18 protein-coding genes are annotated in these 21,635 nt (G+C 42.4%); 14 read left to right on the top strand and 4 right to left on the bottom strand.

All coding sequences use genetic code 11. The features are described 5' to 3' along the window. The 5 genes from bioA to bioD are packed head-to-tail and all read left to right on the top strand — an operon-like array spanning nt 1 to nt 4,598. Nucleotides 1-1,302 carry an adenosylmethionine--8-amino-7-oxononanoate transaminase gene (bioA, locus tag B4Z47_RS07875; RefSeq protein ID WP_115046755.1) on the top strand — a complete coding sequence of 434 codons (1,302 nt, stop codon included), beginning with the start codon at nt 1-3 and terminating at the stop codon, nt 1,300-1,302. Then, nucleotides 1,299-2,459 (top strand): 8-amino-7-oxononanoate synthase, encoded by a 1,161-nt coding sequence (locus tag B4Z47_RS07870; protein ID WP_115046754.1) that lies wholly within the window; start codon nt 1,299-1,301, stop codon nt 2,457-2,459. Before bioA ends, B4Z47_RS07870 begins: the two co-directional genes overlap by 4 nt. Beyond that, a complete protein-coding gene (locus tag B4Z47_RS07865) occupies nt 2,456-3,154 on the top strand; it encodes a DUF452 family protein (RefSeq protein WP_115046752.1) in 699 nt (232 codons plus the stop codon). The genes B4Z47_RS07870 and B4Z47_RS07865 overlap by 4 nt, the downstream gene beginning before the upstream one ends. Nucleotides 3,155-3,159: 5 nt before the next feature. Beyond that, on the top strand, nt 3,160-3,918 hold the full coding sequence (bioC, locus tag B4Z47_RS07860; RefSeq protein WP_201303576.1) for a malonyl-ACP O-methyltransferase BioC: 759 nt from the start codon (nt 3,160-3,162) through the stop codon (nt 3,916-3,918). Between the two features lie 47 nt (nt 3,919-3,965). Beyond that, nucleotides 3,966-4,598: a dethiobiotin synthase gene (gene bioD / locus B4Z47_RS07855; RefSeq protein ID WP_115046750.1), complete on the top strand. Its 633-nt coding sequence runs from the start codon at nt 3,966-3,968 to the stop codon at nt 4,596-4,598. A 93-nt stretch (nt 4,599-4,691) separates the two neighbouring features. Here bioD and B4Z47_RS07850 read toward each other — a convergent pair whose 3' ends face one another. After that, nucleotides 4,692-7,205 (bottom strand): phosphocholine-specific phospholipase C, encoded by a 2,514-nt coding sequence (locus B4Z47_RS07850; protein WP_115046723.1) that lies wholly within the window; start codon nt 7,203-7,205, stop codon nt 4,692-4,694. A 160-nt stretch (nt 7,206-7,365) separates the two neighbouring features. Between B4Z47_RS07850 and B4Z47_RS07845 the strand changes: the two genes are divergently transcribed. The 7 genes from B4Z47_RS07845 to B4Z47_RS07815 all read left to right on the top strand — a co-directional run bounded on the left by B4Z47_RS07845 (nt 7,366) and on the right by B4Z47_RS07815 (nt 16,692). Continuing rightward, nucleotides 7,366-8,052: a response regulator transcription factor gene (locus B4Z47_RS07845; protein ID WP_201303577.1), complete on the top strand. Its 687-nt coding sequence runs from the start codon at nt 7,366-7,368 to the stop codon at nt 8,050-8,052. Beyond that, a complete protein-coding gene (locus B4Z47_RS07840) occupies nt 8,049-9,428 on the top strand; it encodes a HAMP domain-containing sensor histidine kinase (RefSeq protein WP_115046722.1) in 1,380 nt (459 codons plus the stop codon). Before B4Z47_RS07845 ends, B4Z47_RS07840 begins: the two co-directional genes overlap by 4 nt. Before the next feature lie 175 nt (nt 9,429-9,603). After that, the gene (locus tag B4Z47_RS07835) at nt 9,604-10,938 is read left to right on the top strand and encodes a TolC family protein (protein WP_201303578.1); all 1,335 of its coding nucleotides are present in this window, start codon (nt 9,604-9,606) and stop codon (nt 10,936-10,938) included. A gap of 19 nt (nt 10,939-10,957) precedes the next feature. Beyond that, nucleotides 10,958-12,019, top strand: a complete 1,062-nt coding sequence (locus B4Z47_RS07830) for an efflux RND transporter periplasmic adaptor subunit (protein ID WP_201638577.1) — start codon at nt 10,958-10,960, stop codon at nt 12,017-12,019. Between the two features lie 21 nt (nt 12,020-12,040). Next, a complete protein-coding gene (locus B4Z47_RS07825; protein ID WP_070562864.1) occupies nt 12,041-15,148 on the top strand; it encodes an efflux RND transporter permease subunit in 3,108 nt (1,035 codons plus the stop codon). A gap of 230 nt (nt 15,149-15,378) precedes the next feature. Next, on the top strand, nt 15,379-16,212 hold the full coding sequence (locus B4Z47_RS07820; RefSeq protein WP_070562867.1) for a sulfite exporter TauE/SafE family protein: 834 nt from the start codon (nt 15,379-15,381) through the stop codon (nt 16,210-16,212). Between the two features lie 78 nt (nt 16,213-16,290). Continuing rightward, nucleotides 16,291-16,692 (top strand): DUF1634 domain-containing protein, encoded by a 402-nt coding sequence (locus B4Z47_RS07815; protein ID WP_070562870.1) that lies wholly within the window; start codon nt 16,291-16,293, stop codon nt 16,690-16,692. 7 nt (nt 16,693-16,699) lie between these two features. Here the strand turns inward: B4Z47_RS07815 and B4Z47_RS07810 are convergent, their stop codons facing one another. Continuing rightward, nucleotides 16,700-17,239: a GNAT family N-acetyltransferase gene (locus tag B4Z47_RS07810; RefSeq protein ID WP_070562874.1), complete on the bottom strand. Its 540-nt coding sequence runs from the start codon at nt 17,237-17,239 to the stop codon at nt 16,700-16,702. 246 nt (nt 17,240-17,485) lie between these two features. Here B4Z47_RS07810 and B4Z47_RS07805 point away from each other — a divergent pair, with 246 nt between their 5' ends. Further along, nucleotides 17,486-18,073 carry a Crp/Fnr family transcriptional regulator gene (locus B4Z47_RS07805; RefSeq protein WP_070562877.1) on the top strand — a complete coding sequence of 196 codons (588 nt, stop codon included), beginning with the start codon at nt 17,486-17,488 and terminating at the stop codon, nt 18,071-18,073. Nucleotides 18,074-18,178: 105 nt separating this feature from the next. Next, complete coding sequence (locus B4Z47_RS07800) at nt 18,179-18,772, top strand: YceI family protein (RefSeq protein ID WP_070562880.1); 594 nt, start codon at nt 18,179-18,181, stop codon at nt 18,770-18,772. A gap of 153 nt (nt 18,773-18,925) precedes the next feature. Here B4Z47_RS07800 and B4Z47_RS07795 read toward each other — a convergent pair whose 3' ends face one another. Both B4Z47_RS07795 and B4Z47_RS07790 read right to left on the bottom strand, forming a co-directional pair. Then, on the bottom strand, nt 18,926-19,711 hold the full coding sequence (locus B4Z47_RS07795; protein ID WP_070562883.1) for an SDR family oxidoreductase: 786 nt from the start codon (nt 19,709-19,711) through the stop codon (nt 18,926-18,928). A 77-nt stretch (nt 19,712-19,788) separates the two neighbouring features. Next, nucleotides 19,789-21,441, bottom strand: coding sequence for an ABC1 kinase family protein (locus B4Z47_RS07790; protein ID WP_070562886.1), 1,653 nt, complete (start codon nt 21,439-21,441; stop codon nt 19,789-19,791). Between the last annotated feature and the right edge of the window lie 194 nt (nt 21,442-21,635).

The raw sequence follows: 21,635 nt of genomic DNA, 5'->3' as shown, positions 1-21,635 counted from the left end.
ATGGAAAGAGAAGAAATCAATCAACACGACCTTATCGATGATTTTGATAAAGAGCATCTTTGGCATCCGTATACCACCATGACAAATCCCTTACCGGCCTACAAGGTTAAACGGGCAGATGGTTGTATAATCGAGTTGGAAAATGGACAGCAGCTTATAGATGGTATGTCCTCCTGGTGGTGCGCCATCCATGGCTACAATCACCCCATCCTTAACGCTGCGGTCGCAGCACAGCTCAGTAGCATGTCACACATGATGTTTGGTGGACTTACGCACGAACCAGCAATTGCTCTCGGTAAAATACTGCTTGACATCACCCCTACTTCACTCAACAAAATATTTTATGCCGATTCGGGTTCTGTTGCTGTAGAAGTTGCGCTTAAAATGGCTATTCAATACTGGGTCTCACAAAAAAAGACCAACAAGACAAACTTTGTCACGATTCGTTCGGGGTACCATGGTGATACCTGGAACGCAATGTCGGTCTGTGATCCCATTACTGGAATGCACCGCATCTTTGACCATGCTTTACCCAAACGCTATTTTGCCCCTGCCCCAAAAATAGGGTTTGAGAAAGAATGGGATGCCAATGACATCCAACCCTTGGCAGACCTGATCTGCTCACACAAGGACGAATTGGCCGCACTCATCCTTGAACCTATCGTCCAGGGAGCCGGTGGCATGCGTTTTTACCATCCGGAGTACTTGCGTCAGGCAGCACAGCTCTGCAAAGAAAATCAACTTCTTTTAATCTTTGATGAGATTGCTACCGGATTTGGGCGCACGGGCAAGCTCTTTGCCTGGGAGCATGCCGGAATAGTGCCCGATATCATGTGTATCGGCAAAGCCTTGACCGGTGGCTATATGACGCTATCCGCCGTGATCACCTCAGATCATGTTGCGAATACAATCTCCAACGGTACACCAGGTACGTTTATGCACGGGCCAACTTTTATGGCAAACCCCTTGGCTTGCGCAGTAGCCCACGCTTCCATCAAACTACTATTGGCAACGGACTGGAAAGCGAAAGTAACGTTAATCGAAGAACAATTGAGAAGGGAACTTAGCGCTGCAACAGCGCTGCCCCAAGTCGAGGAGCTCAGAATTCTAGGTGCAATTGCAGTCATCGAGATGAAAAACTCCGTCGATCTCTCCAGCATACAACAGCGGTTTATCGAAGAGGGAATTTGGGTAAGGCCATTCGGAAAACTGATTTATATCATGCCCCCTTTTATCATAAATGAAGGTGAGCTTCACAAGTTAACACAGGCATTGCTAGCCGTAATCAGCACAGTCCAATGATTGAAAACAGTCTAATCCAGCGCATTGAAGATGAATTATTCGCCCTTGAAAAACAAGGGAATAAACGAAAACTTCCCCTTATCAAACAACAGGAAAACACAGCACAGGAGCATGTTAAAGAGCATTACAACCTCTCATCGAACGATTATCTTGGACTTGCGACAGATCAGATACTTCGTCAAGAATTCCTAAACTCGGTGACAAAGGATAATGCTGTATTCAGCGCTTCCTCTTCGCGTCTACTCACAGGAAACCATGCACGCTATACGCAATTGGAAACAAAGCTGTGCCAAATGTTCGGTACGGAAAGTGCATTGGTGTTTAACAGCGGCTACCACATGAATGTAGGCATACTTCCTGCAGTTTGTGATACGCAGACATTAATTCTCGCCGATAAGGGTGTCCACGCAAGCCTAATTGACGGCATCCGACTATCCAATGCGACCTGCTACAGGTACCGGCATTCCGATTATACGCACTTAACGCATTTATTGACAAAATATGCCCATCGCTTCACAAGCATCATCATCGTTACAGAAAGTATTTTTAGCATGGATGGTGATTGCACGGACCTCAACTATCTGGTCAGTCTAAAACAACGTTTCCCCAATACCTTACTTTATGTCGATGAAGCTCACGCCGTAGGGGTACGCGGAATACAGGGACTTGGCTGCGCAGAAGAACAGCAATGTATTGCCGATATTGATTTCCTGACAGGCACCTTCGGAAAAGCTTTGGCATCGGTCGGTGGCTACCTCCTATGCAGGGAACCCATCCGAAATTATTTGATCAATAAGGCACGTACTTTACTTTTTACAACCGCCTTACCACCGATCAATCTATTATGGAGTATATTTATTTTGGAACGCTTGAGTGAGTTTACAGATAGACGTCAAAATCTGCACAAAAATAGCCTATTGCTCAAACAGCACATAATTGCCAAAGGCTTTAATTGTCCCTCAGAGAGTCATATTTTACCGGTCATTATCGGTAATAACAAGGAAACGGTACTGAAAGCAGAAGACCTGCAGCAAAAGGGATTTTACGTGCTTCCCATACGCCCGCCCACAGTACCAGAAGGAACATCAAGAATCCGAATTTCACTGACAGCAACAATGACATCGTCCATGATCAAACAACTCGCAGCAAGCTTATGATACTTAAAAGAATCGCTCCTAAAAGAGTCACTCCGGTCGATAATTTGCCGGAGCAGCATCTTCAGGCAAAATCCAACGAAAAACTACTGTTATTCTTTGCAGGCTGGGGCATGGATGAACATCCTTTTTTGCACTATTCCCCAGTCGGCAAAGATCTTATTGTTGCCCATAGTTATACGGATTTACTGTTGGACAAAAGTCTACTGGCAGGCTACCAGGAAATTGAGGTTTTCGCCTGGTCTATGGGGGTATGGGCGGCATCAATGGTACTGCCCGAACTTCAAAACAACAATTACCCCATCAGCACATGCACTGCAATCAATGGAACACCATTTCCAATAGATGACGAAAAAGGAATTCCTAGCCAGTTGTTTAAAGGAACATTGGATACCCTGAGCAATAAAACGTTAGAAAAATTCAGATTACGCATGTGTGGTTCCAAGGCCCTTTTTAACTACTTTCTTGAAAGAGCCCCCCAACGCGACATCGAAGACCTCCGTTCAGAGCTCATCGCGATTGAAAAAACAGCTGGTGCAAAATCAGCAGCGGCATTCCAATGGCATCAGATATATATAGGCAAAGAAGATCGAATCTTCAACTTAGAGAATCAAAAACGTGCCTGGCCCGGTACTGCATATACGATAATCGATGCTACTCATTATCCCGAACAATTATTTAAGCACCTTTTAAGATGATCATCATGATGGACAAACAAAGGATTAGGTCCCGTTTCGCTAAAGCGGCATCTAACTATCAGTCGGCAGCGATCGCCCAATACGAAATAGCAAAAAAAATGATCAGGTTGATGCAGGAGAACATACAGCTAAGACCCCAAAAAGTATTGGAAATTGGCTGCGGAACAGGGCTTTTTTCGCGGTTAATCCTACAGCATATCAAACCTAAAAAAATGGTTTTAAATGATATCTGTCCAGCAATGATGCCCGAAGTAATGGATATTTTGACAGCATCGCACACGTTCATCTGTGCTGATGCAGAAACTTATGCTTTTCCCAAAGACATCAATCTAATCGCGTCCTGTTCTACGATTCAGTGGTTCAACAATCCTCGCGCTTTCTTTGAAAGATGCTATGGATCCCTTCTGGATTCCGGTATCCTTGCCTTCAGCACTTTTGGACATGACAATATGCACGAGATCAATGCAACGGCACATGTTGGACTAACATATCGATCTAAATCGGAACTTATCACAGAACTTTTAGCGTTGAATTATAAGATCCTCGTTGCACAAGAAGAACATTTAAAACTACACTTTGAAAGCCCACTACAAGTTCTTGTTCACCTGAAGCAAACGGGGGTAACGGGAATAAAAAATCACCGGTGGACAAAAGGCACACTTCGGGCTTTCTGTGCTAAGTATACATCTGACTATGGGACAGAAGAGGGCGTGTCCCTAACCTACCATCCCATCTATATTATAGCAATAAAAAGCAACAGCTGAGCACTCGAATTACAAACAATCGAACAACCTACAAGAGAAATACAGCAATGAATGAAAATATCTATTTTGTTTCCGGCATAGATACCGGGATCGGAAAAAGTTATGCAACTGGCCTCCTCGCGAAACAATGGAATACAAGCGGTATACGCACCATTACCCAAAAGCTTGTACAAACTGGAAATACAACTATTTCCGAAGACATCGTCCTCCATCGCCAACTCATGGAAATCCCATTAACAGCAGAAGATCACCAGAAAATTACGATGCCGGAGATTTTCACCTACCCCGCCTCCCCTCATCTAGCAGCACGTCTAGATAATCGTGAAATTGACTTTAAAAAGATCAGACAGGCTAGCTTAACATTAAGCCAACGCTACGACGCTGTTCTTATTGAGGGTGCTGGTGGGTTGATGGTTCCATTAAGAGAAGATTATCTGATTATCGATTACATCCAAGAAATGCAGTATCCGCTTATTTTTGTCACCTCTGGAAAATTAGGGAGTATCAATCATACCTTACTTAGTCTGGAAGCGATCACCAAGCGCAAGATCAATCTACATACCTTGGTTTACAATACATTCCCCGTTCATAAAGACCACACTATAAGTACGGACACGGAGTTGTATCTTCGTCGTTATATAGAAACAAACTATCCGGAGACCTTATTTGTTCGCGTGTAAATAAGGTCAAGCGGATACTATTGACGATATATAGCAACAGCAGGGAACCCATTCAATAAGAATTGACCGCCATCCCTGCTGAAACAGTACAGATTATGCTAATAATGGATCAGTTGTACACGCAACACCTGTTTCCAAGCGCCCTGCGAGCTGAATGACGAAGCTGCTGTCTCCCTTGATTCGTACAGCAATATCATACCAATTTCCTTGACTTTCAACATCCAGGGTCAATGGAACTTCTTCGGCGGGAGCTATTTCTTTCGTTGTTGCATATTTTCCATAGCTAAGGCTCTCGACAACTACCGTTATCCGCTGGTCGCTCTTGTTCCTGATTCTCAACTGCAATTTCCCTGTCGCTGCCTGAGTTAGCGCTTTCAGTTCCGGAGAAACGGTAGCCTCTAGTGCTGCTGCTCCTTTTTCTCCCGAAAATTTTCGATAAAAACCATTTGGTCCATGCAATTCAAAAGCATAGCGATCTCCTACAAATCTTGCCAGGTCCCACTGATATGCCAAACGATCACCGGCCTTCACCGCAAAATTCCAATTACGAAAGGTTTCACTTTGCCCCTGTTCATCACGATATTCCAACGGACTATAAACGTTGAAGGCTGTACCGGCTGTCCTTTTTCCGAAAAACTTGTCGTCTACAGTCATTGTTAGATAAAACTGTCCGTCTTTCACACAGCCCACCGCATCATGCGCATAAGGCAATGGCAGGGATTTACGAATGCCCCGTTCCTGTATACGGTCAAATCCCGGAATCCATCCGCTTTTAGTCGCAAGATCAGGATCTTTGACCTCAACAAAGCCTCGCGGATCATCTTTGAACTGCGCATTGTATATTGTTTCGATATATTGATTCCGATCAAGAAAAGGGAGTTGTTCCTTTTGCTGAGTAAAAGGTGTAAAAGCGGTTGTCAAATCACCACAGATTGTTCTACGCCATGCACTGATGTTTTCCAAATGTATATTCTTGTTCAGCTTTTTGTTAAAGAAAGATTCCAAAAATTGCAAAGTAGATGTATGATCAAATAACTGAGAGCAGACCTTACCACCTCGTGACCAAGGCGACGCAATATACATGGGAACACGAAAACCTAGGCCCACAGCGCCTTCGCGTGCCTGCTTTTTAGGAATCCCCTGTTTTAGCTCATTTTCTAAACGAACCATCTCCACCTCCGTATCGATCCCAGGAGAACAGGCCCCTGTATCTTTCTTCTTTAAATCAGGTACAAGGAAAGGTTTAACATGATCATAGTAACCATCGTTTTCATCATAGGTAATGATAAAAATTGTTTTTTTCCAAACCTCGGGGTTCTTCGTTAAGATATCTAAAACTTCAGATACATACCAAGCTCCATACCAGGGCGCACTCGGGTGGTCCGAGAAATTCTGCGGACCGGCCAACCAGGATACGGCAGGCAATTTACCAGTATCAACGTCTTTCCGAAATTGATAAAGAATATCTCCTTTAGGGACTTCCAGCGTGCTTTTTTTCCCCTGTGCCTTAAAACGTAAGGTATCAAGCGATCTGTAATTATTGTCCCCCTTGTTTACCGTAAACGCTCGCTCATTTAATGATTTCGTAAAATCACTTAGCTTTTTATAATTGTTTGGATTGTATTCCTTTAGTTCGGTCTCCGCTCGCTCCAGTGCCTCACTTTTTTTGCGAATATCAGCGCGTATCTTTTCGGCTTGTTCCTCGGAAGAAGGAGACTTCTCTTCCAACTTGGATATCTGCATGGGCAAATCCCGAACCTGTGTTTCCAGGCTTCTGATATAGTTATCCTTAAATTTAACTTGATAAGCCTGAAAAAACTCCAGTAGATTACACCCAAAATTGGATAGCCATGCCCTTTCCTGTCCGGAAAACCCGCCGCCACAGCTTGTCTCATTTTGATAAAAACGCCAGTTAATGCCATTCTTTTCAAGCAATTCCGGAAAAGTTTCCCAGGTCATTTTACCATAGCCAAAGTCATCATTCCGAATATTCGCTTTTTGCAGACCATCTTTCATCTCTGTAATCTTACCCGTCCAGAAAAAGGAACGGTTAGGCGTAGTGCTGGTCATGCCCGAGCAAAAATTCTGATCACATACGGTAAAAGCATCTGCTAAGGCATAATGAAAGGGCAAATCTTCACGTGTAAAATACCCCAATGTTAAGGGCATAGCCGCATATTGTTTATTCCCTGATTGCTTCGATAACAGCCAATGATCGTAACGACCTTGGTTAAAGGCATCCACCTGGCTTGCACGACTATGTGGAAGCGAACCCATCCAGGTCACTTTACTTTCCTTCAGATTTAATCGAAAAGGAGCATACGTTTTTCCCTCTTTGTCCGTTTGATACCATACGGGTAAACCGTTGGGTAAACGTATCGAACGCGGATCATTGAAACCCCGGACTCCCGAAAGACTACCTAGCGTATGATCAAAGGATCGGTTCTCCTGCATCAGGATGACGATGTGTTCGGCATCTAAAAAACTACTTCCAGGGTCAGGGTCTATGGCAAAGGCTTTCTGGATCGATGCGGGCATGAAGCTGGCAATACCTGCTGCTCCTGAAAATAGTAGGGTCTTTCGTAGGAATTCTCTTCTGGTTTCCATAACACTTATTTATAATTTCGATTTGAATCTACTTAGATTTCTTTTTGTTTCATATTTCTTCGTGTAAATCTTATGTTACCAAATTAAGTACGAAGAAAACATCTCCTTGATTGGATGACAAAAATTTGTTTATTTTTACGAAAAGACAACAGATATAAATATGGTGGACATTTTGCTGCTCGAAGACGACAAGGTACTCTCTAAAGAGATCCGATCTTTTCTATTAAGCCAGGGCTTTACCTGTGATCAAGCCTTTGATGGAATTGATTTTTTGGCCAAAACACACCAGAAGAAATATGGTTTTTATCTATTGGATATCAATGTCCCCAAAATCAATGGATTGGAAATCTGTAAAAAGATAAGAAGCCATGACGCCTTTACACCAATTATTATTCTCTCGGCATACGATGATATAGATGATAAAAAGGAGGCATTTCTCCGGGCTGCTGATGACTATTTGGTTAAACCTTTCGTCTTAGATGAATTGTTGATGCGCATCTATTCCCTATTACGTCGGCAACAACATAGCGAAAGCAATGAAACAAAAACCTTGGTAGTCGATGATCTGATCATTTATCCTGATGAGGCCCGAGTATTACGTGCAAATGAAGAAATTAATCTTACTCAAAAAGAATTTCAACTGCTGCTTATCTTAGCACAGGCAAAGGGTCGCACCTTGTCCAAGCAACATATATCGGAGGAAGTATGGCAAAATCAATTTCAGACAACACAGAATACAATTGAAGTCTATATCAACTTTTTGCGTAAGAAGATTGATAAAAACTTTGAGAATAAACTGATCCATACAAGACCGGGCTTTGGTTATTACCTAGCGGCAGAAAAATGAATTTAAAGAAGAAAATAGCGATTAGCTTTAGTATTGCATTCTCCGTGCTTTTCGGTATGGCGATGTTGATTATCTACTATGCTAGTTTCGATTTTCGGAAAGATCAATTTCGGCAGCGACTGATTGATAAATTGGACAATATTTCCCATTATATCGCCAGTAACCCCTATTTCAACCGCCAGTCTTACAAAAACTATTTTCACGATGACGAAGATGGCCTTTTCTATGAAGATGTTATCATCCTCGACAAAAACAAACAGCTCGTCTTCAGTACCGTAAAGGATCAGACCATTACCTGGAATGCTTCGATTGTCAATCGGCTAAATCAGGAAAAACAGATCTTCTACAATCAGGACCAATATGAAACGCTGGCCAAATATTATCGCATCAACGGTTTACCCTATTATATTATCGTAAAAGCACAGGATTACTCCGGAAATGAAAAAATGGACCATCTAGCGCTCGTCCTAACGATATTATTTGTCCTGAGCGCTGTTCTGGTCTGGGTATTTAGTTATAACCTCATCCAGCGCCTGTTGATCCCGCTCGATAAATTAAAAGATAATATTACACAGATTAATGCCAGTAAACTTACCAAACCTGTCGAGTATACCGGTCATACCGATGAGATTGCTGTACTGACCCGAGCATTTAATACCATGCTGCTGCGGCTTTCGGCTGCTTTCGAATCGCAGAAAGAATTTAATTCCAGCGCCTCACACGAACTGCGCACACCGCTTGCCCGAATGTCCTTTCAGCTGGAGAACCTCTATCATCAAAATCAGCTGAGTGAAGACGTAAAGCAGGTTTTGCGTAACATATCCAAAGAAACCTTACATCTTTCGGAGGTAACCGATTCGCTGATGTTACTTTCAAAGTTCGACTCTGAGCGTTTGAAAATGACCTATAAGGAAGAGCGGATCGATGAAATTATCTTTATGGCTTATGAAAAAGTAGCCAAGGTATTCCCCGACCTGCAACTGGATTTTTCAATCGGTGGGATCGAAGACCCAAAACTTAGTATTTTCTGTTCCGCACAATTGATTGAAATTGCTTTTGTGAATTTATTTAAAAATGCCGCGCTCTACTCCGATACCAGGGAGGTAAAGGTGATGATTGTAGAATCAACCTTCGAACTCAAGGTACTTGTCAGCAATACTGGTCCGGCCTTGAGCACAATCGACCAAAAGCGGATTTTCGATGCGTTCAGCCGCGGTGAAAACGCGAGTGAAACAACAGGATCGGGCTTAGGACTACGTATCGTTCAGCGTATCATGCAGTCGCATCAAGCAACAATAGCATATCAGGCGGACCTAAAACAATCTACGCATACTTTTGTATTACTATTTAAATTGTTTCCTAACCGGGAAGTATAGTTGCTTAAGTGCGGTAGACAATGTCAAGTCTATGAGCAATAAACGCATATATTATTATACCTATCCATAGCTATCCGCCGATCTGAAAAACATGCTTTTTTAAGCTTTTTTTAAGCATTTATTAAGGGGTCTTTAATCTTCGACCAGTTATTTTGTTACATAAGTTTTGAAACACATGACAAAGACACCCCTTATATTTTTATTGCTTTGCAATAGCATGGCTTTTGCTCAACAAAAACCACCACAGGCAGATTACTTGAGCATTCATGAAAGTACATTTGGAATAAAGCAAAGTGAGATCTCGGGAAAAAAGATGACGCTTCAAGAATGCGAAGAAGCCTTTATTAAAAGTAATCTCTCCCTACTCGCACAGCAATATGATATCAGCCAAGCCGAGGCTGACGTCATACAAGCCAAAATATGGGATCTACCACAATTGCAGCTATCGGCCAATGCTTACGACCCACAGAACAAAAAAGCATTTCATATTGGTCAATCCAAGGAAGCAAGCGTATCCCAATTGATTTATCTCGGTGGAAAAAAGAAGAATGAAGTTGAATTTGCTAAATCAAATGTTGAACTTGCTAAGTTGCAATTCAGTCAATTACTGGCAAGCCTTCGTGCGCAACTGCGTACAACCTTCTACTCCCTTTACTTTGAGCAACATAAGTTGGCCGATATTAAAATTCAGTTGGATTACCTCAACAATCTGCTTGCGGCTTATAAAGAGCAAGGAAAAAAAGGAAACGTTTCTTTAAAAGATCAGGTTCGTCTTCAAACAATGGCCATCGATCTCAACAACGAAAAAACGACAGCGATCAATAATAGCATCAATCTACAGCAACAATTACGTGTGCTTATTTCCAGTCAGGAAGATGTATTACCGAAGTTAACAGATCAAGAAGCAGATCAGGAACTTGCCGTAAAGCCAACAATGGCTTTGGACAAAATCTATCAATTGGCCTTGGAAAACAATGCTGATTATCAATTTGCCTTGAAGACCTCGGAAAGCGCACAGTTATTTACCAGATGGCAACAGTCTTTAAACACACCGGATATCAACCTTGGCCTTTCCTACAGCCAAAATGGAGGTGTATTCCGCAATGAGCTCAATTTCACAGCCGCCATTCCGATCCCGTTGTGGAAACAAAATAAAGGAAATGTGATCAAAGCGAAATACGCCGAAGAAGAGGCAAAGAAAAATATTGAAGTCCAACGGCAGCTGCTGGAATCACAGATCCGTTCCAACTATCAGTCCTGGGAAAATCAATATACCCAATATTTTACTATCACACCAGACGACCTGCATAACATCGCTGTGGTCTATGATGGCATATTCAATAATTTTAAAAAAGGGAATATTTCTCTAGTTGAGTTCACGGATTTTATGGACAGCTATCGCATATCCATTCTTAAGCTATACGATATGAAAAAGGAAATCATTCTCAACGCCGAACAATTAAACTACCTGGCTCAAACTTCTATATTTAATTCAACTCATGTCAACTAAAAAACTTCTTATAGCCGCTGTGGCAGTAGTACTACTTTACTCTTGCCAAAATCATAAAGAAACAGATAATGCAGCCATTGTCAAAGGTTTCGAAATTAGTGAGACGATGCTTAAATCGACAAGTTTTGCTACGGTAAAAAAAGAAAATGTGACCGAAGAACTCAACTTCTTTGGAAAGATATCGGCCGATCAAAACAATTACATTGATATTTTCCCGCTCGTTGGGGGGAATGTGGTCTCCGTTAATGTTTCTCTGGGTGATTATGTCCATAAAGGTCAGGTATTGGCAACAATCAGAAGTACGGAAGTTGCCGGTATACAAAAGGATCTTTCCGATGCCAGAACCGATGTGTTACTCGCCGAGAAAAACTACCGTGTGGCCGAAGACATGTATAATGGTAAACTGAGTACAGACAAAGACATGATGGAAGCAAAGGGGCAATTAACCAAAGCCAAAGAGCAACTACGTCGTTCAGAGGCCGTCAGTCAGATCTACAATGTGCGTACAGGTAATATTTATTCGGTCGTATCTCCAATCGATGGCTACATCGTCCAAAAGAACATCAATAAGGACATGCAGTTGCGTAGTGACCGCAGCGACAACATCTTTGATGTGGCCAATACAAAAGATGTATGGGCAATTCTTAACGTCAACGAAACGGATATCGACAAGATTAGTATGGGCATGCCGGCTATTGTGTCTACCCTGAGCTACCCGGACAAAAAATTCCAGGGCAGTATTGATAAAATCTTTAAGATCATCGATCCCCAAACGAATTCAATGCAGGCACGCGTGGTGCTAGACAATAAGGATGGTTTACTTATTCCGGATAGTAAAGCGACCATTAAAGTGTTGCATCGCTCCAATACGGAAGCGCTTGCAGTTCCTTCTGATGCGGTCATTTTCGATCAAAACAAATATTTCGTATTGATCTATAAATCCCAAAATGATATTAAGATTCGCGAAATATTGCCGATCAAACAAAACGAAGGAACAACTTACATGGCTACGGGGCTACAGGAAGGTGAAAAAGTTGTTGTCAACAATAAACTTTTGATCTATAGAGCATTGAATAATTAATCGGTCTTAGCATTTACACGAATGAACAAATTCATTAAAAATATCATCGCCTTTTCCATTAAAAATAAAGCGTTTACCTTTATTTGGGTCGGTATTTTGGCTATTGCTGGTTTCATTAGCTTTAAAAGCATGCCCATTGAGGCATTTCCCGATGTGACCAATACACAAATATCCATCATTACCCAGTGGAACGGAAGGAGTGCGGAGGAAGTCGAACGCTTCGTAACGACACCAATCGAACTGGGCATGAGTCCAGTCCAAAAGAGAACTAGCATACGGAGCACCACCATGTTTGGCCTTTCTATTGTTAAAATCATCTTTGATGATGGTGTCGACGACACTTTTGCCCGCAATCAGGTCAACAACCTCATGCGGTCTGTGAGCCTGCCAGACAATGTAGACCCTGAAGTACAGCCCCCCTACGGCCCTACAGGCGAAATCTTCCGTTATACATTGCATAGCGATCAACGCAATTCGCGCGACCTCCTTACTTTGCAGACCTGGGTCATTGACCGCGCTTTGCGTGGTGTCCCTGGTGTAGCCGATATCAACGTTTTTGGTGGACAGGATTTGGTTTACGAAATAAGTACCGACCCCATCAAACTCGACAAATTTAATCTGACCCCGTTACAGGTATTTGATGCTGTCAGCAAAAGTAACCTGAACGTCGGTGGAGATGTCATCGAAAAAAGTGGCCAGTCCTACGTCGTACGCGGTATTGGTTTGGTCAACTCGATCAATGATATCGAAAACATCACGGTAATCAACCAAAAGGGAAATCCGGTCTTTGTTAAAAATGTAGCCGAGGTAAGAGAAAGCGCAATGCCTCGGGTGGGCCAAGCTGGTTTTGGTAAGAATGATGATGTGGTAGCAGGAACCATCGTGATGCGGAAAGGCGAAAATCCAAGAGAGGTCCTGACCGCTGTAAAAGCGAAAATAGACGAGCTCAACAACAAAATCCTTCCCAAAGATGTCAAAATGCAAACCTTCTATGACCGTGACAATCTCATGGATTTCACGACCCATACCGTTATGCACAACTTGATTGAAGGTATTGTCCTCGTCACCTTGATGGTATTGCTCTTTATGGCAGACTGGCGCACGACGGTCATCGTTTCTATCATTATACCCCTCGCCTTACTTTTTGCTTTTCTATGTCTTAAACTAGCTGGCATGAGCGCCAACCTGTTGTCTTTGGGTGCAGTAGACTTTGGTATTATCATCGACGGTGCCGTGGTCATGGTGGAAGGGATATTTGTCATGTTGGATCACCAGGCTCATAAGCTGGGTATGGAGAAATTCAACAAAATGGCCAAAGCCGGCTGGATCAAACAGACAGGAACAGGTTTGGGAAAAGCAATCTTTTTCTCCAAGCTGATTATCATCACCTCCTTGATGCCCATATTCTCCTTCCAAAAAGTAGAAGGAAAGATGTTTTCGCCACTAGCCTTTACCCTGGGTTTTGCTTTGCTGGGTGCATTACTGTTTACCTTGACACTCGTTCCGGCTTTATCGCATATTCTGCTCAATAAAAATGTGAAAGAACGCCACAATCCATTTGTTGAATTCTGGAATAGAATTGTCGCCAAAGGTTTTGGATTTACATTCCGAAACAAGCGTCTGAGTATGATCATTGCAATTACTTTACTAGCTGCAATCTTGTTTTCTGCAAAATTTTTAGGGACAGAGTTTTTACCGACATTAAATGAAGGTTCCCTTTGGGTTACTGCCGAGATGCCCATGAGTACTTCATTACGTGAATCGGTTAAAACAACCAAACTGTTAAAGAGCACTTTGGAAACCTTTCCTGAGGTCACCGGCGTACTTTCCCAAACTGGACGAAGCAACGACGGTACCGACCCCAATGGGTTTGGCTTTGTTCAGTTTGCTGTGGCCCTAAAACCTAAAGAGGAATGGACACGTAAAATCACCATGGATCAGCTGATTGAAGAGATGGACCATAAACTCAAACAATTCCAGGGGATCACCTATAACTATTCGCAGCCTATCTCGGATAATGTTGCCGAAGCCGTTGCTGGTTTCAAGGCCGAAAACGGCATCAAGATCTTTGGCGATAACCTCGCGACCTTAGACCGCCTGGCGAAAGAAGTTTATGCACAGGTCAAAGGTATTCAAGGTATTAAAGAACCTGGTATCATCTTAAATATCGGCCAACCTGAAGTTAGTGTGGTATTGGATCGGACCCGTATGGCGGCATTCAATGTCCTGCCAGCAGATGCACAGGCGGTACTGGAAATGGCCTTTGGCGGAAAGACCGCTTCCATTTTATACGATGGTGAGCGCAAATTCAACATTCGACTGCGTTATGCGCCCGAATATCGGAAAACAGAAAAGGATATTGCACAGCTGATGGTTCCATGTGGTGATGGCACATTAATTCCGTTGAAAAGTATCGCGACCATTGAAAAAGATAATGGTGCTGCTTTTATCTATCGCGACAACATCAAACGTTATATCGGCATCAAATTTTCCATCCGTGACCGTGACTTAGGAAGCACCATAGCTGAAGCACAACAAAAAGTAAGTAAAATTAAGCTTCCGGAAGGATATTCTATTGGCTGGACTGGACAATTTGAAAATCAGCAGCGTGCGACACACCGCCTAGCACAGGTTGTACCGATCAGTTTGATCGTCATCTTCTTTCTATTGTTTATTCTATTCGGAAATATCAAGGATTCGCTGCTCGTGTTGGCCAACGTTCCTTTTGCACTGATCGGTGGAATTATCGCCTTGCACGTGACGGGTATGAATTTTGGAATCTCGGCAGGGGTAGGTATGATCGCATTATTCGGGATCTGTATCCAGAATGGTGTTATCCTGATCTCAGAATTCCACCAGAATAAGAAGGATGGCCTACCCAATGACCAATCGATTTATAAAGGTGTAAAATCGCGAACACGACCTGTGGTCATGACGGCACTCATGGCTTCCATCGGGCTGTTGCCGGCTGCATTATCGACCGGTATAGGTTCGGAATCACAGAAACCTTTGGCGATCGTCATCATTGGCGGATTAATCTCAGCGACGATATTGACATTGTTGGTATTCCCAATCATCTACGATATCTTCAACAGAAAAGAAAAGGTACAACAAACAATAGCTGAATAATATTGTCCATATTTTATATACTATATACTTAGACCAATAAAGGTCATCGGTACTGCCTCAGGCTGTGAAGCGACAGGCAGTACCATTTTTTTAATAATACTTTTGATGTAACATTTGTATCTATTCCAGGTTTAAAGTTTCAAAAGCAATAAAAAGCCCTTAAGTTTACAACAAATTACCTTCCATTAAACAGCTGCTGTTTTTTGGATCACACAAACAAACACATATTTATGACTATTCTCACCTTTACAATCATCCTTCTCCTGGGTGCTTTTGTAGCAGGGCTCTTAGGATCCCTGACAGGCTTAGGCGGAGGGGTCGTTGTCATCCCTTTATTGACTCTTCTGTTTCATGTCGATATCCGTTATGCCATCGGAGCGGCCTTGTTGGCTTCCATAGCGACATCATCCGGTGCAGCCACAGCCTATGTCAAAGAAGGCATCACCAACATCCGGCTTGGCATGTTTTTAGAAATAGCGACCACGATTGGTGCTGTTATCGGGGCTGTCATCGCCATTTACATGCCGACGAATACCATTGCAATCATTTTTGGTATTGTACTGATCTTCTCCGCAGCAATGACTATACGGAAGAAAAACGAACATGCGCTATCCGGCGGTTCTGCTTTGGCTGAAAAATTGAAACTGAATAGCACCTACCCTGCTGATGGAAAATTGATCCCGTATAAGCTGACCAACGTCGTCGGCGGCTTCTCTTTGATGGGGGTTGCAGGAATACTTTCCGGATTATTAGGCATTGGTTCGGGCTCCCTTAAAGTACTCGCGATGGACAGCATGATGAAAATTCCATTTAAAGTCAGTACGACAACGAGCAACTTTATGATCGGTGTCACCGCAGCTGCTTCTGCAGTGGTCTATTTACAAAGAGGATATATGGATCCAGGTATTGCTTTTCCGGTTATCCTGGGTGTATTATGCGGTGCCATTACAGGATCCAAACTCTTAAAGCGCATGAACCCAAAGACTTTACGTATCATTTTCGCCGTCGCTATTACTTTGGTGGCCTTGGAAATGATCTTCAACGGATTCCAGCATAAATTCTAAAAACGGTAGCTTACCCGATTTAGGATTTTAAGTTTGTAACGTCCTTCCGCTAGACAATGAAGGACCTAATTACTCAAAATGAAACAAGTATTTTCGAAACACTATTGGGGAGACAAAGACATCTCACTGTTGGTAGGACAAATTTTAAGAATAGGCGTTATATTGGCTTCCTCTATTCTTATTCTCGGCGGTATCTTCTACCTGATTGTTCATGGACAGGACACCGTACCGAATTATCGAGATTTTGTCGGTGAAGGGAATTCCAATACAACAATTACTGGAATTATTTCGGGGGCATTTAGCCGAAATATTCCCCAAGTTATACAGCTGGGTGTTCTTTTATTGATTTGTACACCTATTGTACGGGTGATTGGTTCACTGTTTGGTTTTGTAATCGAAAAGGACAGACTTTATATCATCATTACATTGATTGTATTAACCGTCATTATCGGCAGTATACTTAGCGGCATCAAGGGATAATAAGGCTTTATCTCTTGATCCGCCGCCAAGCGGATTTTTCCAATGCGTATTCAAAATTTTTACGTTCTGGCTCATTTACATAGCTGACCATCTTTTCGGCCACTTTAATAGCGCCCAAACGTTCCACGGCCTTCTGAGAACGATAGTTTTCTGCCCCCACATGCAGATAGATTCGATCCACAAAGTTGAAGGCAAAGTCAAACATCATCTCTTTGACCAAGGGATTAATTCCTGCCCCCCAATACGCACGGGCATAAAATGTATAACCAACAAAAATAGATTTTTCCGCCTCGTCAAGTCCATAATACCGGGTGCCCCCAATGCAGGCTCCACTTTCCTTATCCAGGATCAAATAAGCAGCCTTACTTTCCAAGGCCCCTTCAAAAAATCCCTGAAAAACCTCTTCCTTCCAGCGATCCTTATTGGGATGCTGTTCCCAGATCAGGGGATCTTTGGCAACCTGATACAGCGTATCAAAATCCGTTGGTTCGATGATGCGTAATACGACCTTATCATTTTCAAGGGTGTTGGGGGCGACAAACTTCATGAGACACTTTTATAGTTATAGCAATTCAAATATTTTAAATCTGACAAAAGATACCAATTATTGATCAAACTATCTGAATTTTGCGAATATCCGATCAAATATTACACCAAGATGTAGATTTTATCACCGTGTTGACAAAATTGAATGCAAGAAATCCCCTGCAACTGAATTATTTTACCTTAGAATTGATAGGAATTGGACAACTTATTCAATTAGCATGGCAAAAAATTCGTATTTTACAGCCAAATGGAACAATTCAGGGAATTTGTAAAACAGCGTATTGATGTCACTGAGGAAGAACTAAATGACATCGTCTCACGTTATCAGGTACGGAAAATAAAGAAAAAAGAATACTTTCTCCGGGCAGGCGAGGTATGCCACCATGAAGCATACGTAATCAGCGGTTTATTTAAATCATTCTATGTCACCGCCGATGGGATTGAACATATCCTACAGTTTGCAATTGAAGATTGGTGGATCGGTGATATTGCCAGCTTCAATTATCAGGAGCCGGCCCTCCAAAACATTCAGGCCCTGGAAAACTCCGTCGTCCTGACCCTTTCAAAAAAGGCTAAGGACAAACTTTACGAAGATCATCCCATCTTCGAGAAACTCTCCAGGATTATGGCACAACGTGCGCAAATCGCATCGCAGCACCGTATTATCTCGAGCATAGGTTTCACTGCACAGGAACGCTATCTGGATTTCATCAAAAGGTACCCTAAAATCTATCCGAGGATCTCCAATATGCAATTAGCCTCCTATCTTGGTGTTACGCAGGAGTTTCTTAGCCGCCTAAAAAGGCAGATCTTAAAGCCGAATCGAAATTCTTGACCTACATCAATTTTTTCTTTGTCTGTTTATTCCACCTTTGCAGAAGCTTGTTCAAACAAACAATTTGAACTTTTGAAGGTTAGATAAATAAAAAAAGAAAATAAGATGAATAAATTTTTCCAAATTCTGGCAGTAGCAGTATTAATGGTTAATGTTGCTGTGGCACAAGTAAAATGGTCTGCAGACCCTGCACATACCAACGCAAGATTTGATGTAAAACACCTTGGTATCAGCTTTGTTGATGGTGAATTTACTAAGGTAGAAGGAACAGTTGAAACCCCAACAGGAACAAGTTTCAATAATGCCAAAGTTAATTTCGCTATCGACGTCAACAGTATCGATACGCGCATTGCTGCACGTGACAACCACTTGAAGACCGATGATTTTTTTGCTGCGGAAAAATTCCCTAAAATGACATTAAAGTCTATCAGTTTTAAAAATGCGAAAGTAAAAGGAAAATATGTGATGATAGCGGATCTGACGATCCGTGATGTAACGAAAAAAGTAACTTTCGAGGTAACACAAAACGGTGGAATCATTACGGATCCTTGGGGAAAAACACGTGCTGGATTTACAGCTAAAACAAAAATTAACCGTCAGGATTTCGGCATGAAATACAATGATAAATTACCTTCAGGTGTAGAAGCGGTTGCTTCTGATGTCGACATCATTGTCAACACCGAATTGGTGTTGAACTAATTGAAAATAATAAATCACACTAACATTAAGGGGTGTCCAAACGGATTGGACACCCCTTTTTATGCAATTTTACACCGAGTTCTGGCTACAGCAATCAGCTATGGAATGCTCAAATCAAGGGCTTTGACCTGACGTAATTGAGCAGCTCATTTTTTATAAGCCTTTTAACATCCCGCCGTCCAGAGGAATATTGGCTCCAGTCAGATAACTTGCATATTCGGAGCAAAGGAAAGCGACGAGATAACCGTATTCTTCAGGTTTACCCAGACGCTGCGCAGGAACCTGTTTTAACCGCAATTGTAGCGCTTCCTCGTAGGATATACCCATACGTTGAGCGTCAAGGTTGGTTAGCGACTGGATACGGTCCGTATCAAATAGGCCTGTCAAGATGCTATTGACCGTCACCCCTTCTTTAGCGACATCCGTTGCCAGCGATTTACTCCAGCTAAGCAATGCTGTACGGATCGTATTAGACAACACTAAATTAGATACCGGTTCTTTCACAGTTGAAGAAGACACATTAATAATACGTCCGTATCGATTTGCCAACATATAAGGCAGCGCACATGAGGTCGTGTAACAGTGATTTTGAAATAAGAGTTCAAAAGCATGCTGGTAATCCGCCAAATTTTTTTTGTCTATGGTTCCTGCTTGCGGCCCATTCGAATTGTTGATTAAAATATCAACCTTATTCGACTCAAAATAATGTGTTATCTGCTTTTTGTATGCTTCGTGATCATTGTAGTCCACCACGATATATTGGTGTACCTGTCCTTTGGAGGTATCAAGACCTTCACAGGTACGTTGTAGCTTTTCCTCCTGTCGGGAAGCCAATGTTACAGATACGCCACATGAGGCAAGCACTTGGGCAATACCTGCACCTATACCAGCAGAGCTCGCTCCGATCAGGGCTTTTTTCCCATTTAGATTGATTTCCATATCTTTTTATTTTTTATTTTATAGCGTGTATGTATGCATAGCCAATCATCATGGCTGAAAATGCGTTCTAACCCCGGTTAATCGTTGTCCTTTGCTCGGATCATAGCAACAAATAAATATATGGCAAAGACCCATGCTGAGCCAAGGCATATCCAAGCAAAAATGGGAATTCCCCACCACTGTGGTTCTACGCGTGCGACAATAATCATCCCACCTAGTAAATTGAGTGACATAAACATAATTCCGATGACAATACGATTGACCCCCTTGCGTAAAATAGCATTAAAAGATCGCGCACTGATCAATCGATGGTTGAGTGTAAAATTTCCTGTTCGAAATAAGCGCACAAGGGCGCGCATATCTTCAGGAAGTTTTTCGACATCGCGCGCAAAAGATTCAACTTTATGTTTTCCTTTTTTGAAGATTGCCTCTGGAGAGAGCCGCTCCATCATAATCCTACGTGCAAAGGGCTTGATACTCTCCATAATATTAAGATCGGGATATAACTGGCGTCCAATACCTTCCATCAACGAAATGCCCCGCATCAACTGATAAATATATTCCGGAAAATACAAGCGGTTGTCACCAATGATGTTCCACAATTTATTGAACAATAAATCTAAGCTAAGATCCCCGAGAGATACATTATCAATCATATCGAAAATCTCATATAGGGATCTTTCAAACCGGTTACGATCCGGAATATGGCTCACCACGGCAACGTCTTCAATCACGTCAGCAAGCCGGACAGCATCTTCGGAAATAGCCGATTGAATAAACTCTTCAAGCTGCCTACGGTCTATCCCCAATAATTTACCCATATTTCCGAAATCCAAAAAAGCAATCCGCCCATCCGGCATCACCATCATATTGCCGGGATGCGGATCGCCATGAAAGAAACCATGGATAATCACTTGCTCAAGGTATAAATTGATCCCATTTTTTACCAGCGTTTGGACATCCATTCCCCGACGCTTAATTTCATCGGCATCAGTTACCTTGAAACCATCGAGATATTCCATGCAAAGAACATGGTCCGACGAGAGTTCAGGATAAACACGGGGTACCTTGATCAGTTTATTTCCTTTAAAGTTCTTTGTGAAGCGTTCGATGTTATGCCGCTCAATCACCAGGGACATCTCTTCCTGCATGGTCGTAGCGAAAGATTCAACAATCAGCAGAAGGTTAAGGTTTTCCAGTACATCATTGTACATGGTTAGGATTTTGGCAATATCACGCATAAGTGCCAGATCACAGCGCATAACCTCATCGATGCCAGGACGGCGGACTTTTAAAACGACTTGGGTTCCATCTTTTAAGATTGCGCGATATACCTGTGCGATAGAGGCCGCAGCAAAAGGTTCGGCAGTAATCTCCTGGAAATGCCCATCAATATCCAGCTCAAGTTCTTCTTTGAGATAAGATTTAATATCCACTTCAAAAGGGGGAACATTATCCTCAAGGCGCTTAAGTTCATCTACGAGATCTTTGGGCAACAACCCCTCTCGCGTCGAAGCCGATTGTCCAAGCTTGATAAAAGCCGGACCGAGCTCCTCAAGAGCCATGCGAATACGGGCATAAACACTGATATTATCGACGTCAATAGCATGTTCTACAGCAGATTGGGGTCCCTTCCACGGCAATCGAGCGATCGCATCTTTAAAACCATATTTGGCCAATATACTTAAGATCTGGGAACTGCGCTGTAACTTCTTTGTCGGATTAAACATAACGGACAATGGTTTTCAATGACAATATACGAAATATCCATGCCCCAAAAAGCAAACAAGCATAAAATGAAGCGGATATTCCATATGGACTAAAAAAACTAATCAGAAGGAGATGAAACAAAAACCTTACCTATTTTAGTTCGAGCCATTTTGAACGGAAAATCAAGTCTTCAACAGCATAAAATAAATACAAG

The sequence above is a fragment of the Sphingobacterium sp. UBA2610 genome (assembly GCF_002339225.1).
In the GTDB taxonomy this organism is placed as follows: domain Bacteria; phylum Bacteroidota; class Bacteroidia; order Sphingobacteriales; family Sphingobacteriaceae; genus Sphingobacterium; species Sphingobacterium multivorum.
The sequence above is the reverse complement of the archived record's forward strand: the minus strand, read 5'-3'. Positions and strand labels throughout refer to the sequence as shown.